At 72.6% G+C, this 14027-nt stretch carries 13 protein-coding genes; 12 read left to right on the top strand and 1 reads right to left on the bottom strand.

All coding sequences use genetic code 11. From position 1 onward, the window contains the following. The first annotated feature begins 21 nt into the window (after positions 1–21). The 4 genes from K4G22_RS01470 (at position 22) to nusB (ending at position 2946) form a co-directional block, all read left to right on the top strand. Positions 22–714, top strand: a complete 693-nt coding sequence (locus K4G22_RS01470; RefSeq protein ID WP_228077752.1) for an AAA family ATPase — start codon at positions 22–24, stop codon at positions 712–714. A 61-nt stretch (positions 715–775) separates the two neighbouring features. Continuing rightward, on the top strand, positions 776–1882 hold the full coding sequence (locus tag K4G22_RS01465) for a M24 family metallopeptidase (RefSeq protein WP_228077751.1): 1107 nt from the start codon (positions 776–778) through the stop codon (positions 1880–1882). Between the two features lie 69 nt (positions 1883–1951). Continuing rightward, positions 1952–2518, top strand: coding sequence for an elongation factor P (gene efp / locus K4G22_RS01460; RefSeq protein WP_228077750.1), 567 nt, complete (start codon positions 1952–1954; stop codon positions 2516–2518). Positions 2519–2520: 2 nt separating this feature from the next. Continuing rightward, entirely contained in the window at positions 2521–2946 is a 426-nt protein-coding gene (nusB, locus tag K4G22_RS01455; RefSeq protein WP_228077749.1) for a transcription antitermination factor NusB, read from the top strand. Between the two features lie 108 nt (positions 2947–3054). On the opposite strand, the gene bldD is transcribed toward nusB, so the two are convergent. After that, positions 3055–3555: a transcriptional regulator BldD gene (gene bldD / locus K4G22_RS01450; RefSeq protein WP_062215586.1), complete on the bottom strand. Its 501-nt coding sequence runs from the start codon at positions 3553–3555 to the stop codon at positions 3055–3057. 208 nt (positions 3556–3763) lie between these two features. Here bldD and pyrR point away from each other — a divergent pair, with 208 nt between their 5' ends. The 8 genes from pyrR (at position 3764) to pyrF (ending at position 13967) form a co-directional block, all read left to right on the top strand. Further along, the gene (gene pyrR / locus K4G22_RS01445) at positions 3764–4375 is read left to right on the top strand and encodes a bifunctional pyr operon transcriptional regulator/uracil phosphoribosyltransferase PyrR (protein WP_228083916.1); all 612 of its coding nucleotides are present in this window, start codon (positions 3764–3766) and stop codon (positions 4373–4375) included. Between the two features lie 252 nt (positions 4376–4627). Next, a complete protein-coding gene (locus tag K4G22_RS01440) occupies positions 4628–5644 on the top strand; it encodes an aspartate carbamoyltransferase catalytic subunit (RefSeq protein WP_228077748.1) in 1017 nt (338 codons plus the stop codon). Next, positions 5641–6936 carry a dihydroorotase gene (locus tag K4G22_RS01435; protein ID WP_228077747.1) on the top strand — a complete coding sequence of 432 codons (1296 nt, stop codon included), beginning with the start codon at positions 5641–5643 and terminating at the stop codon, positions 6934–6936. Before K4G22_RS01440 ends, K4G22_RS01435 begins: the two co-directional genes overlap by 4 nt. Continuing rightward, the gene (locus K4G22_RS01430; protein ID WP_228077746.1) at positions 6933–7559 is read left to right on the top strand and encodes a PH-like domain-containing protein; all 627 of its coding nucleotides are present in this window, start codon (positions 6933–6935) and stop codon (positions 7557–7559) included. Before K4G22_RS01435 ends, K4G22_RS01430 begins: the two co-directional genes overlap by 4 nt. After that, positions 7556–8701 carry a glutamine-hydrolyzing carbamoyl-phosphate synthase small subunit gene (gene carA / locus K4G22_RS01425; protein ID WP_228077745.1) on the top strand — a complete coding sequence of 382 codons (1146 nt, stop codon included), beginning with the start codon at positions 7556–7558 and terminating at the stop codon, positions 8699–8701. Before K4G22_RS01430 ends, carA begins: the two co-directional genes overlap by 4 nt. Further along, positions 8694–12017, top strand: coding sequence for a carbamoyl-phosphate synthase large subunit (gene carB, locus K4G22_RS01420; RefSeq protein ID WP_228077744.1), 3324 nt, complete (start codon positions 8694–8696; stop codon positions 12015–12017). The genes carA and carB overlap by 8 nt, the downstream gene beginning before the upstream one ends. Then, positions 12014–13144, top strand: a complete 1131-nt coding sequence (locus K4G22_RS01415; RefSeq protein ID WP_228077743.1) for a quinone-dependent dihydroorotate dehydrogenase — start codon at positions 12014–12016, stop codon at positions 13142–13144. Before carB ends, K4G22_RS01415 begins: the two co-directional genes overlap by 4 nt. Further along, positions 13131–13967, top strand: a complete 837-nt coding sequence (gene pyrF / locus K4G22_RS01410; protein WP_228077742.1) for an orotidine-5'-phosphate decarboxylase — start codon at positions 13131–13133, stop codon at positions 13965–13967. The genes K4G22_RS01415 and pyrF overlap by 14 nt, the downstream gene beginning before the upstream one ends. The last annotated feature ends 60 nt before the right edge of the window (positions 13968–14027 follow it).

The following is a 14027-nucleotide window of genomic DNA, read 5'->3' as shown; positions in this document are numbered from 1 at the left end:
AGAAGACGGAGTGGGGAGCGGATGCGACAAGCTGGTGGGATGCCCACACCGCCACCCGTGCCGCTCGACGGCGGCACCGGGTATGTCCAACTGCCGCCGGGACAGATGGTGCCGGCGCCCGCCCCGGCTCCGGGGACGGCCATGCCGGACGCCCATCACGCGGGCGTGGCCGTGCTGTTGATCGGGCCGGCCGGAGCCGGCAAGACCACGGTCGCGCGGTACTGGGCGCAGCGGCGCCAGGTGCCGACCGCGCACATCAGCCTGGACGACGTCAGGGAGTGGGTGCGCGCCGGCTTCGCCGACCCGCGCCGCGGCTGGGACGACCGTTCCGAGGCCCAGTACCGGCTGGCCCGCCGCACCTGCGGGTTCGCCGCGCGGAACTTCCTGGCCAACGGGATCTCCTGCATCCTGGACGACGCGGTCTTCCCCGACCGGCCGGCGGTCGGGTTGGGCGGCTGGAAGCGCCATGTGGGCCCCGGCCTGATCCCGGTGGTGCTGCTGCCGGGCCTCGACGTGGTGCTGGAGCGCAACGCCGAGCGCAGCGGCACCAGGCGGCTGTCGGACGAGGAGGTCGCCACCATCCACGGCCGCATGGCCGGCTGGTACGGCTCGGGGCTGCCCATCATCGACAACTCCCGGCACGATGTGGCGTCCACGGCGCGGATGCTGGACGACGCCGTCAGCCGCAGTCTGACCAGCCCACCGCAGTGGTGACGCGCGCTCGTTAGGACGTGTTCAGCCGGCCGTGCCCGCCCGCCGTGCGTAGGCTCGACGCATGTCCGAGGTTCACGCGGCTCGACGGTCCTGGCTGCGCGCCCGCTGTTCCCCCGTGAACGGCGTGGCCGTCGTCTCAGGCCCTGCCAATGTTCGCTATCTGGCCGGTGCGGCCCCCGCGGGGGCCGCACTGCTGGTGCGCCACTCGGGTGGTGATGTGCTGCTCGGCCACTGGGACCCGGCCCAGAGCCCCGCGGGTCCGTTGGGGGAGTTCGGCGGCCCCAGGATCGTCGCCCTGGACGGCGAGGCCGACCCGGTGGAGGCCGCCGTCGCCCTGGCCGTCGAGGAGGGGGCGGAGGAGATCGCGCTGGAGGAGCACCACCTCACGGTGGCCAGGCACCGCGCGCTCACGGCTGCCGCGCCCGCCGTGCGGCTGACCGACCTGGGCCGGGCGGTGGAGGGCCAGCGGGTGGTCAAGGACGAGGACGAGATCGCCGCGCTGCGGGTGGCCGCGGAGATCACCGACCGGGCGCTCGGCGAGCTGCTGGAGTCCATCCTGGTGGGCCGCACCGAGCGGCATCTGGCGCTGGAGCTGGAGCGCCGCCTGGTGGACCACGGCGCGGACGGCCCGGCCTTCCCCACCTCCGTGGCCACCGGCAGCCACTCGGGGCTCGCGGGGCACCGGCCGACGGACCGCAGGGTGGAGGAGGGGGACTTCCTCACCGTGCGTCTCGGCGCCCGCTTCCGCGGCTACCGCTGCCGGATCGGGCGCACGTTCGTGATCGGCACCAGCCCGGCGGACTGGCAGATCGAGCTGTACGACGTGGTCTTCGCCGCCCAGCGGGCGGCCAGGGAGACGCTGGCGCCCGACGCCGAGTGCCGGGCCGTCGACCGCGCGGCGCGCGAGGTGCTGACCGCGGCCGGCCATGGGAAGGCGCTGGGGCCCGTCACCGGGCACGGGGTGGGACTGGAAATGGGGGAGGACCCTCGGATGGGCCCCGCCGCCATGGGTAGACTGGGCGCTTGTGTGCCGGTCACCGTCGAGCCGGGGGTACATCTTCCAGGCCGGGGCGGTGTCCGGATCGACGACACACTCGTCGTCCGCCCGTCGGCGGACGGCGGGCCCGAGCTACTCACCATCACGACCAAGGAGCTTCTGGCGCTGTAGCCCCAGCCGGGGCCGGGCCCGGGGGCTTCGGGTCCGTCCACTGCGGCAGCCTCAGGAGAATCCACGACCGTGGCCACCACGAACGACCTCAAGAACGGCATCGTGCTCAAGCTCGACGGCGGCCAGCTGTGGTCCGTAGTCGAGTTCCAGCACGTCAAGCCCGGCAAGGGCGGCGCCTTTGTGCGCACCAAGCTCAAGAATGTGCTCTCCGGCAAGGTGGTGGACAAGACGTTCAACGCCGGTACCAAGGTCGAGACGGCCACGGTCGACCGCCGGGGGATGCAGTTCTCCTACAAGGACGGCGCGGACTTCGTCTTCATGGACACCGCGACCTACGACCAGCTGCCGATCAACCCCGAGACGGTGGGCGACGCGGCGAACTACCTGCTGGAGGGCCAGGACTGCACGGTCGCCATCTACGAGGAGAGCCCGCTCTTCGTGGAGCTGCCGGCCGCCGTCGAGCTGGTGATCGAGTACACCGAGCCCGGTGTGCAGGGCGACCGCTCCACGGGCGGCACCAAGCCGGCCCGGCTGGAGACCGGCTACGAGATCGGCGTGCCGCTCTTCATCACCACCGGTGAGAAGATCAAGGTCGACACCCGCTCCGGCGAATACCTTGGCCGGGTGAACAACTAACCGTGGCTGCCCGCAGCAAGGCGCGCAAACGAGCCCTCCAGATCCTCTTCGAGGCCGACCAGCGCGCGGCGAAGCCCACCGAGGTCCTCGCCGACTGGCAGCGACTCGCCGGGACCGACGAACGGCAGCCGCCGGTCAGCGAGTTCAGCAGGCGCCTGGTCGAGGGCTACGCGGAGCACGCCGAGCGGATCGACGAGCTGCTCGCCCAGTACACCGTGGGCTGGCCGCTGGACCGCATGCCGGTGGTCGACCGCAACATCCTGAGGCTCTGCGCCTTCGAGCTGATCTGGGAGGACGAGACGCCCGACGCCGTGGTGCTGGACGAGGCCGTCCAGCTGGCGCGGGAGTTCTCCACGGAGGAGTCCCCGAGCTTTGTGAACGGCCTGCTCGGGCGCCTGAAGGACCTCAAGCCGACCTTGCGCCGCTGAGGCCGTCCGAGCGCGCCTCCCGGCACGCGTGAGATCCGCACACGGGGGCGGGTCCTGACCCTGACGAGGGGCCAGGACCCGCCCCCGTGCTGTCGGAGCGCTGTCGGATCAGCCCTCTTCGGCCTGCACCGCGCGGCGCGCGTCAGCGCCCAGCACACCCCAGCTGATCAGCTGCTCGGTCAGCACCGAAGGGGACTGGTCGTAGATCACGGCGAGGGTGCGCAGATCGTCCTGGCGGATCGAGAGCACCTTGCCGTTGTAGTCGCCGCGCTGGCTCTGGATGGTGGCGGTGTAGCGCTGGAGCGGCCCCGCCTTGTCGCTGGGCACGTTGGCCAGGCGCTCCAGATCGAGAACCAGCTTCGGCGGCGGCTCGGCGGCACCACCGGGCGTCGAGCCCGGCAGCAGCTCCTGCACCGGCACTCCGTAGAACTCCGCCAGCTCCGCGAGGCGCTGCACGGTCACGGCACGGTCGCCGCGCTCGTAGGAACCGACCACCACGGCCTTCCATCGGCCCTGGGACTTCTCCTCGACCCCGTGAAGCGACAGACCCTGCTGGGTGCGGATGGCTCGAAGCTTGGCTCCAAGCTGTTTGGCGTATTCGCTGGACATGTGTCTCCCCGGACGGCTTTTCGTAACTCACTGTGAGGTTACGCAGCGTGATATCTCTCGTCAAGCCGAGACCGAGGAGTTCTTTCTGACCTGGGGCGATGCGAGGCACGCAAATCACCCTGATAGGGTCCAGAGCGTTCCACCCGACATCCTTTAAGGCCCGTCCCGTGAGGCGGGGAAGGAGGTCCACGTTCGTATGGACAGCCGTATGGACAGCGACATCGACAGTGACAGCGGTGGCGAGAGCCACGGCGACCGCTCGGCCGGGGATCGCTCCGTGCTTGAGGCGCCGGACATCGCGCGGGTGTTGACCCGCATCGCGCACGAGATCGTCGAGCGCGCCAAGGGCGCCGACGACGTGGTGCTGCTGGGGATTCCCACCCGAGGAGTCTTCCTGGCCAGCCGGCTGGCGGCCAAGCTGCGTGAGATCACCGGCCACGCCACCCCCGTCGGCTCACTCGACATCACCATGTACCGCGACGACCTGCGGCTTCGCCCGGCCCGCGCGCTGGGCCGCACGGAGATCCCCGGCGAGGGGATCGACGGCCGGCTGGTCGTCCTGGTGGACGACGTGCTCTTCTCCGGCCGCACGATCAGGGCCGCCCTGGACGCGCTGGGCGATATCGGCCGCCCCCGGGCGGTGCAGCTCGCGGTCCTGGTGGACCGCGGGCACCGCGAGCTGCCGATCCGCGCCGACTACGTCGGCAAGAACATCCCCACCTCGCTCCGGGAGACCGTCAAGGTCCGGCTGACCGAGGAGGACGGCCGCGACGGCGTGCTGCTCGGCACGCGCGCCCCACGACCGGACGCGGAGCGCTAGCCCGTGGCCGGAAAGCCCCACCGGGCCCGCGACGCCCCCGGGCGCCGCCCGGAAGGCGCCGCCAGGCGCGCCCGCCCGCCGCGCCCCCGGATCACCCGAGTGCCCCCTCCGTCCTCGTCCTGGGGACCCCCGGGGGCGCCTCCCAGCCGCCAGGCCGGGGGAGCCGCGGGCTGATCCGCCCCGACCTTCCGCACGCGGAGCGCCAGCGCGCCCCGCTCACCAGCACACTTCCTTGCCTACGGAAGGCACTTGATGAAGCACCACCTCATCTCGGCCGCCGACCTCACCCGTGACGACGCCGTGCTGATCCTCGACACCGCCGAGGAACTCTCCCGCGTCGCCGGCCGGCCGATCAAGAAACTCCCCACGCTGCGCGGTCGCACCGTGGTCAACCTCTTCTTCGAGGACTCGACCCGCACCCGGATCTCCTTCGAGGCCGCGGCCAAGCGGCTCTCCGCCGATGTGATCAACTTCTCGGCCAAGGGCTCATCGGTCTCCAAGGGGGAGTCGCTCAAGGACACCGCGCTCACCCTGGAGGCGATGGGCGCCGACGCCGTGGTGATCCGCCATCCCGACTCGGGCGCCCCGCACCGGCTGGCCACCTCGGGCTGGATCGGCGGCGCGGTCGTCAACGCGGGGGACGGCACCCACGAGCACCCCACCCAGGCGCTGCTGGACGCGTTCGCGCTGCGCCGCCGGCTGGCCGGTGGCGCGCTGGGCACCGACCTCACCGGCCGCCGCGTCACCATCGTCGGCGACATCCTGCACAGCCGGGTCGCCCGGTCCAACGTGCGGCTCCTCACCACGCTGGGCGCCCAGGTCACGGTGGTCGCCCCGCCGACCCTGCTGCCGGTGGGCGTCGACGCCTGGCCCTGCGAGGTGTCCTACGCCCTCGATCCGGTGCTGCCCGACTCGGACGCGGTGATGACGCTGCGGGTCCAGCGGGAGCGGATGAACGCCGCCTACTTCCCGACCGAGCGGGAGTACGCCCGGCGCTACGGGCTGGACGCGGACCGGATGGCGCGGATGCCGGGGCACGCCATCGTGATGCACCCGGGACCGATGAACCGGGGCATGGAGATCACCGCCGAGGTCGCCGACTCGCCGCGCTGCACCGCCGTCGAACAGGTCTCGGGCGGCGTGAGCGTGCGGATGGCGGTGCTCTACCTGCTGCTCGGCGGCGCCGAGAGCGCGGGCCCGCGCTCCGACACCACCACAGGACAGCCGGCCACCGGACTCGACGAAGCGACACAAGGGAAACGAGCATGAGCCAGAGCGAGCGGACGCTGATCCGAGGTGCCGGAGTGCTCGGCGGAGCCCCGGGGGACGTGCTGATCGAGGGCGGGACGATCGCCGAGATCGGCGCCGGCCTCCCCACCGAGGGCGCCACCGTCGTGGAGGCGGCTGGCCGGGTGCTGCTGCCGGGGCTGGTCGATCTGCACACCCATCTGCGGGAGCCGGGACGCGAGGACTCCGAGACGGTCCGCACCGGCACCAGGGCGGCGGCGGCCGGCGGCTTCACCGCCGTGCACGCCATGGCCAACACCTTCCCCGTCGCCGACACCGCCGGCGTGGTCGAGCAGGTGTGGCGGCTCGGCCGCGAGTCCGGCTACTGCGACGTGCAGCCGGTCGGCGCGGTCACCGTCGGGCTCGGGGGCAGCAAGCTGGCCGAGTTGGGCGCGATGCACGAGTCGGCCGCCGGCGTGGTGGTCTTCTCCGACGACGGCAAGTGCGTCGACGACGCGGTGATCATGCGCCGCGCGCTGGAGTACGTGAAGGCGTTCGACGGGGTGATCGCCCAGCACGCCCAGGAGCCCCGGCTCACCGAGGGCGCCCAGATGAACGAGGGCGTGGTCTCCGCCGAGCTGGGCCTGGCCGGCTGGCCGGCCGTCGCCGAGGAGTCGATCATCGCCCGCGACGTGCTGCTGGCCGCGCACGTCGGCTCCCGGGTACACATCTGCCATCTGAGCACCGCGGGCTCCGTCGAGCTGGTCCGCTGGGCCAAGTCCAAGGGCTGGCGGGTCACCGCCGAGGTCACCCCGCACCATCTGCTGCTCACCGACGAGCTGGTGCGCTCCTACGACCCGGTCTACAAGGTCAACCCGCCGCTGCGCACCGAACGCGACGTGCTGGCGCTGCGCGAGGCGCTGGCCGACGGCACCATCGACTGTGTGGCCACCGATCACGCCCCGCACCCCCACGAGGACAAGGACTGCGAGTGGGGCGCGGCGGCCATGGGGATGATCGGCCTGGAGACCGCGCTCTCCGTGGTGCAGCACACCATGGTCGACACCGGTCTGCTGGACTGGGCCCAGGTCGCCGACCGGATGTCCACGCGCCCCGCCGCCATCGGCCGCCTGACCGGCCACGGCCGGCCCATCGCCCCGGGCGAGCCGGCCAACCTCACCCTGCTCGACCCCACGCACCGCGCCGAGGTGGACCCGGCGGGCTTCGTCTCGCGCAGCCGCAACACCCCCTACCGGGGGCGCGAGCTGCCGGGCCGGGTCACCGACACCTGGCTGCGCGGCCGGCCGACCCTGCGGAACGGGGCCCTGGTATGAGTCCCCCCGTCTCCGCGCTGGTCGTCCTCGCCGAGGACGCCGAGGAGTTGGAGCGCCGCTCCCAGCCGGTGACCGACCTGGCCGAGCGCATCGGCTGGGTGATCGGCCTGCTGCTGCTGGTCGCGCTGGTCTACTGGCTGATGCGGGAGGGCTGGAAGTGGCGCGCCACGCTCCAGGGGGACCTCCCGGCGCTGCCCGAGCCGCCAGCGGCCGACGGCACACCGCGGCTGGCCTTCACCGGCCGGTACCACGGCTCGACGACGGCCGGCCAGTGGCTGGACCGGATCGTCGCGCACGGTCTGGGCACGCGCAGCAGGGCCGATGTCGCCCTCACCGAGCACGGCGTGCGGGTGCTGCGGCCCGGCGCCCAGGACTTCCTGATCCCGGCCGACCGCGTCCTGGGCGCCCGCCTGGACAAGGGCATCGCCGGCAAGGTCCTCACCGAGGGCGGGCTGCTGGTGATCACCTGGCGCCACGGCGACCGCGTCCTCGACTCCGGCTTCCGCTCCGACCGGGCCGCCGAGCACGCGGCCTGGGTGGACGCCCTCGGCCACCACCGTCCCGAGCAGCCGGCCGACGACGCCCGGTCCTCCCAACGAACCGAAACGGAGCGCGTCCGATGAGCGCCACCCCCCGGCCCGGCGCCCCCGGGCCCGCCGAACTCGTCCTGGAGGACGGCCGGTTCTTCACCGGCCGCGCCTACGGCGCGGTGGGCGAGACCCACGGCGAGGCGGTCTTCTCCACCGGCATGACCGGCTACCAGGAGACCCTCACCGACCCCTCGTACCACCGCCAGATCGTGGTGATGACCGCGCCGCACATCGGCAACACCGGTGTCAACGACGAGGACCAGGAGTCCCGTCGCGTCTGGGTCGCCGGCTATGTGGTGCGCGACCCCGCCCGCACCCCGTCCAACTGGCGCTCCCGGCGCGGCCTGGAGGACGAGCTGCTCGCGCAGGGCGTCGTCGGGATCAGCGGCGTCGACACCCGCGCCCTCACCCGCCATCTGCGGGAGCGCGGCGCCATGCGCTGCGGGATCTTCTCCGGCCCCGCGCTCGCCGAGAGCCGGGAGGCGCGGCTGGCCCTGGTGCGCGCCGCGCCGCCGATGGTCGGCGCGCACCTCTTCGACGAGGTCGCCACGGAGGAACGCTATGTGGTGCCGGCCGTCGGCCCCAAGCGGTTCACCGTCGCCGCCGTCGACCTGGGCATCAAGGGGATGACACCGCACCGGATGGCCGAGCGCGGCATCGAGGTCCATGTGCTGCCTGCGGGCGCCGACCTGGACGGTGTCTACGCCGCCGACCCCGACGGGGTGTTCTTCTCCAACGGTCCTGGCGACCCCGGCACCGCCGACCACCCGGTCGCGCTGATGCGCGGCGTGCTGGACCGTGGCACCCCGCTCTTCGGGATCTGCCTGGGCAACCAGATCTTCGGCCGGGCCCTCGGCTTCGACACGTTCAAGCTCAAGTACGGGCACCGGGGCATCAACCAGCCCGTCAAGGACCTCGCCACCGGCAAGGTCGAGGTCACCGCGCACAACCACGGCTTCGCCGTCGACGCCCCGCTGGGCGCCCCGACCCGGACGCCCTTCGGCCGCGCCGAGGTCTCCCATGTCTGCCTCAACGACGACGTGGTGGAGGGCCTGCGCCTGCTGGACCGGCCCGCGTTCAGCGTCCAGTACCACCCGGAGGCGGCGGCCGGTCCGCACGACGCGTCCTACCTGTTCGACCGCTTCGTCTCCCTGATGGAGGGCCAGCGTGCCTAAGCGCACCGATATCCAGTCCGTCCTGGTCATCGGCTCGGGCCCGATCGTCATCGGTCAGGCCGCCGAGTTCGACTACTCCGGCACCCAGGCGTGCCGGGTGCTCAAGGCCGAGGGCCTGCGCGTGATCCTGGTGAACTCCAACCCGGCGACCATCATGACCGACCCGGAGATCGCCGACGCCACCTATGTCGAGCCGATCACCCCCGAGTACGTCGAGAAGATCATCGCCAAGGAGCGCCCGGACGCCCTGCTGCCGACGCTCGGCGGCCAGACCGCGCTCAACACCGCCGTGGCGCTGCACGAGGCCGGCACCCTGAAGACCTACGGCGTCGAGCTGATCGGCGCCAACGTGGAGGCCATCCACAAGGGCGAGGACCGCGAGCGGTTCAAGGAGGTGGTCGCGGCCGTCCGCGAGCGGATCGGGCACGGCGAGTCCGCCCGTTCGGTGATCTGCCACACCATGGACGAGATCCTCGCCGGCGTCGACGAGCTGGGCGGCTACCCCGTGGTGGTCCGCCCCTCGTTCACCATGGGCGGCGCCGGATCGGGGTTCGCCCACGACGAGGACGAGCTGCGCAGGATCGCAGGGCAGGGCCTGGCCCTCTCGCCGACCACCGAGGTCCTCCTGGAGGAGTCCATCCTCGGCTGGAAGGAGTACGAGCTTGAGCTGATGCGGGACCGCAACGACAACGTCGTCGTGGTCTGTTCCATCGAGAACCTCGACCCGATGGGCGTGCACACGGGGGACTCCATCACGGTCGCCCCCGCGATGACGCTGACCGACCGCGAGTACCAGGTGCTGCGCGATATCGGCATCGCGGTGATCCGCGAGGTCGGCGTCGACACCGGCGGCTGCAACATCCAGTTCGCGGTCGACCCGGAGGACGGGCGGATCGTGGTGATCGAGATGAACCCCCGGGTCTCCCGTTCCTCCGCGCTGGCGTCCAAGGCCACCGGCTTCCCCATCGCCAAGATCGCCGCCCGGCTGGCCGTCGGCTACACGCTGGACGAGATCCCCAACGACATCACCGAGGAGACCCCGGCCTCCTTCGAGCCCACGCTCGACTACGTGGTGGTCAAGGTCCCCCGGTTCGCCTTCGAGAAGTTCCCCGCGGCCGACACCTCCCTCACCACCACCATGAAGTCGGTCGGCGAGGCCATGGCCATCGGCCGGAACTTCACCGAGGCGCTCAACAAGGCGCTGCGCTCGCTGGAGAAGAAGGACGCCCCCTTCGACTTCTCGCCCGCGGCGGCGGCCGGCGACGGCGACAAGGAGCAGCTGCTCGAACTGGCCGGCACCCCGACCGACGGCCGGCTCGGCACGGTGATGCGCGCCATCAGGGCCGGCGCCACCCCCGACGAGGTCTTCGCCGCGACCCGGATCGACCCCTGGTTCGTCGACCAGCTGTTCCTGATCAAGGAGGTCGCCGACGAGCTGGCCGCCGCCGGCGAGTTGAGCGCCGAAACGCTGGCGTACGCCAAGCGGCACGGCTTCTCCGACGCGCAGATCGCCGACATCCGGGGCCTGAGCGAGAACGCGGTGCGCGAGACGCGGCACGCGCTGGGCGTGCGCCCCGTCTACAAGACGGTGGACACCTGCGCCGCCGAGTTCGCCGCGCGCACCCCCTACCTCTACTCCTCCTACGACGAGGAGACCGAGGTCGCGCCCCGCGAGAAGCCCGCCGTGATCATCCTCGGCTCCGGCCCCAACCGCATCGGCCAGGGCATCGAGTTCGACTACTCCTGTGTGCACGCCTGCTTCGCGCTGAGCGAGGCCGGCTACGAGACCGTCATGGTCAACTGCAACCCGGAGACGGTCTCCACCGACTACGACACCTCCGACCGGCTCTACTTCGAGCCGCTCACCCTGGAGGACGTGCTGGAGATCGTGCACGCCGAGACCCTCGCCGGGCCGGTCGCCGGCGTCCTCGTCCAGCTCGGCGGCCAGACCCCGCTGGGCCTGGCGCAGGCACTCAAGGACAACGGGGTGCCGGTGGTCGGCACCTCGCCCGAGGCGATCAACCTCGCCGAGGAGCGCGGGCACTTCGGCCGGGTGCTGGCCGAGGCCGGGCTGCCCGCCCCCAAGTACGGCACCGCGTTCTCCTTCGACGAGGCCAGCGCCATCGCCGCCGGCATCGGCTACCCGGTGATGGTCCGCCCCAGCTATGTGCTGGGCGGGCGCGGCATGCAGATCGTCTACGACGAGCCCGCCCTGGAGGACTATCTGCGCCGGCACGCCGGGCTGATCTCCGAACACCCCGTGCTGATCGACCGGTTCCTCGACGATGCCGTGGAAATCGACGTGGACGCCCTGTACGACGGCCAGGAGCTGTACCTCGGCGGGGTCATGGAACACATCGAGGAAGCCGGTATCCACTCGGGCGACTCGGCCTGCGCCCTGCCCCCGATCACCCTCGGCGGCCACGACATCAAGCGGCTGCGCGCCTCGACCGAGGCGATCGCGCGCGGCGTCGGGGTGCGCGGGCTGATCAACATCCAGTTCGCGCTCGCCGGGGACATCCTCTATGTGCTGGAGGCCAACCCCCGCGCCTCCCGCACCGTGCCGTTCACCTCCAAGGCCACCGCCGTGCCGCTGGCCAAGGCCGCCGCCCGGATCTCGCTGGGCGCCACCGTCGCCGGACTCCGCGCCGAAGGCATGCTGCCGGCCGAGGGCGACGGCGGCACCCTGCCGCTGGACGCGCCGATCTCCGTCAAGGAGGCGGTGCTGCCCTGGGCCAGGTTCCGCGATGTGGGCGGACGCGGCGTGGACACGGTGCTCGGCCCCGAGATGCGGTCGACCGGCGAGGTGATGGGCATCGACTCGGTGTTCGGCACCGCCTACGCCAAGTCCCAGGCCGGCGCCTACGGCGCCCTGCCCACCCGGGGCCGGGCCTTCGTCTCCGTCGCCAACCGCGACAAGCGCTCGGTGATCTTCCCCGCCCGCGCCCTGGCCGAGCACGGCTTCGAGCTGTTCGCCACCTCGGGCACCTCCGAGATGCTGCGCCGCAACGGCATCGACTCCACCGTGGTCCGCAAGCAGAGCGAGGGGGGCGGCCCGAACGGCGAGCCCACCATCGTCCAGATGATCCACGACGGGCGGATCGACCTCATCGTCAACACCCCCTTCGGCACCGGCGGTCGGCTCGACGGCTACGACATCCGCACCGCCGCCGTCGCCAGGGGCGTGCCCTGCCTGACCACGGTGCAGGCGCTGGCCGCCGCCGTCCAGGGGATCGACGCGCTGCTGAGCGGCGACGTCAAGGTGTGCTCCCTCCAGGAGCACGCCGAGCGGCTCAACGCGGCGCGTGCCCGATGAGCGAGCACCGCGCCTACCGGCTGCTCTACCGCACCGTGCTGCGCCGGATCGACCCGGAGCGCGCCCACCACTGGGCCTTCGGGCTGATCCGGCTGGCCGCCCGCGTCCCGGGACTGGCCTCCGCCGTCCGTGCCCGCTATGCACCTGGGCATCCCACCCTGGCCGTCCATGCCCTGGGAATGAACCTCCCGGGCCCCTTCGGGTTGGCCGCCGGGTTCGACAAGAACGCCGTGGGCACCCGGGGCATGGCGATGCTGGGCTTCGACTTCGTCGAGATCGGCACGGTCACGGGACAGCCCCAACCGGGCAACCCCAGGCCCCGGCTGTTCCGGCTCGCCGAGGACCGCGCCCTGGTCAACCGCATGGGCTTCAACAACGCCGGCTCCGCGGCCGTGGCCGCCCGGCTGGCCGGTCTCGGCCACCGGCGCCCCGCGCTCGGCGTCAACATCGGCAAGACCAAGGCGGTCCCCGAATCGGGTGCCGTCGACGACTATGTGACCAGCACCGAACGCCTCGCCGGGCACGCCGACTATCTGGTCGTCAACGTCTCCTCGCCCAACACCCCTGGGCTGCGTGACCTCCAGGCCACCCGCCATCTGCGCCCCCTGCTGGTCGCGGTGCGCGAGGCGGCCGACCGCGCCGTGCCCGAACGGCGGGTGCCGCTGCTGGTGAAGATCGCCCCCGACCTCGCCGACGAGGACCTGGACCAGATCGCCGACCTCGCCGTGGAGTTGGGCCTGGACGGCATCATCGCCACCAACACCACCATCGCCCGCGACGGACTGCGCGCCGACGGGGCGGCGGTGGCCGCGCTCGGCGCCGGTGGCCTCTCCGGAGCCCCGCTCAAGGAGCGCTCCCTGGCCGTGCTGCGCCGCCTCCACGCCCGGGTCGGGGACCGGATCACCCTGGTCGGCGTCGGCGGCATCGAGACCGCCGACGACGCCTGGGACCGGATCCTGGCCGGCGCCACCCTGGTCCAGGGCTACAGCGGCTTCGTCTACGCGGGCCCCGGCTGGACCCGCGCCCTGCACCGGGGGCTGGCCAAGCGGCTGGCGGCCAGCCCGTACACCACGCTCGCCGACGCGGTCGGCGCCGATGTCAGGAGCCCCCACCATGACCGTCCCTGAGCCCTTCGGCGCCCGGCTGCGTCGGGCCATGGACCGGCGCGGCCCGCTCTGCGTCGGCGTCGATCCGCACCCCGAACTGCTCGCCGCCTGGCAACTCCCGGACGACGTCGAGGGGTTGGCCCGGTTCGCGGACGGTGTGGTGGCGGCCCTGGCCGACCGCGTCGCGGTGCTCAAGCCGCAGTCGGCGTTCTTCGAACGCCATGGCTCCCGGGGCGTCGCGGTGCTGGAACGGGTGGTCGCCGACGCCAGGTCGGCCGGCGCGCTGGTGCTGCTCGACGTCAAGCGCGGCGATATCGGCTCCACCGTGGCCGCCTACGCCGGCGCCTACTTCGGTCCGGCCGCCCCGCTGCGCTGCGACGCCGTGACCCTGAGCCCCTACCTCGGCTACGCCTCCCTGCGCCCCGCCCTCGACGCGGCCAGGGCCGACCGGGCCGGCGCCTTCGTCCTGGCCCGCACCTCCAACCCCGAGGGCGCCGAGACGCAGACCGCCACCACCGCCTCCGGACTCCCGTTGGCGCAGCGGGTGTTGCACCAGCTGGCGGAGGAGAACGCGGGGGCCGCGCCGCTGGGCTCGTTCGGCGCGGTCGTCGGCGCGACCGTGGGGGACACCGCCCTCGACCTGTCCGTCAACGGGCCGCTGCTGGCCCCGGGGCTCGGGGCCCAGGGTGCCACGGCCGCGGATCTGCCCCGGGTCTTCGGGGACGCCCTCGGCCAGGTGCTGCCCAGCGTCAGCCGCGGGTTGCTGCGGCGGGGGCCCGGCATCGGCGCGCTGCGCGAGGCCGCGGCCAGGGAGATCGAGGGGCTGACCGACGTCCTACCGTAGCCGCCCTGTCGCACATAGCCACGTGACGTCGGCTCCCCGGGGGCGCTCGGTGCTCGACTC

The organism is Streptomyces profundus (genome assembly GCF_020740535.1).
Lineage (GTDB): Bacteria > Actinomycetota > Actinomycetes > Streptomycetales > Streptomycetaceae > Streptomyces > Streptomyces profundus.
The sequence above is the reverse complement of the archived record's forward strand: the minus strand, read 5'-3'. Positions and strand labels throughout refer to the sequence as shown.

Bases quoted from the DNA above. Each gene is read 5' to 3' on its own strand.
- K4G22_RS01465 (WP_228077751.1), top strand. From the start codon at position 776: ATGTCCGAGGTTCACGCGGCTCGACGGTCCTGGCTGCGCGCCCGCTGT.
- carA (WP_228077745.1), top strand. From the start codon at position 7,556: ATGAGCGCCACCCCCCGGCCCGGCGCCCCCGGGCCCGCCGAACTCGTC.
- K4G22_RS01440 (WP_228077748.1), top strand. From the start codon at position 4,628: ATGAAGCACCACCTCATCTCGGCCGCCGACCTCACCCGTGACGACGCC.
- K4G22_RS01470 (WP_228077752.1), top strand. From the start codon at position 22: ATGCGACAAGCTGGTGGGATGCCCACACCGCCACCCGTGCCGCTCGAC.
- bldD (WP_062215586.1), bottom strand. From the start codon at position 3,555: ATGTCCAGCGAATACGCCAAACAGCTTGGAGCCAAGCTTCGAGCCATC.
- pyrR (WP_228083916.1), top strand. From the start codon at position 3,764: ATGGACAGCGACATCGACAGTGACAGCGGTGGCGAGAGCCACGGCGAC.
- pyrF (WP_228077742.1), top strand. From the start codon at position 13,131: ATGACCGTCCCTGAGCCCTTCGGCGCCCGGCTGCGTCGGGCCATGGAC.
- K4G22_RS01435 (WP_228077747.1), top strand. From the start codon at position 5,641: ATGAGCCAGAGCGAGCGGACGCTGATCCGAGGTGCCGGAGTGCTCGGC.
- K4G22_RS01430 (WP_228077746.1), top strand. From the start codon at position 6,933: ATGAGTCCCCCCGTCTCCGCGCTGGTCGTCCTCGCCGAGGACGCCGAG.
- K4G22_RS01415 (WP_228077743.1), top strand. From the start codon at position 12,014: ATGAGCGAGCACCGCGCCTACCGGCTGCTCTACCGCACCGTGCTGCGC.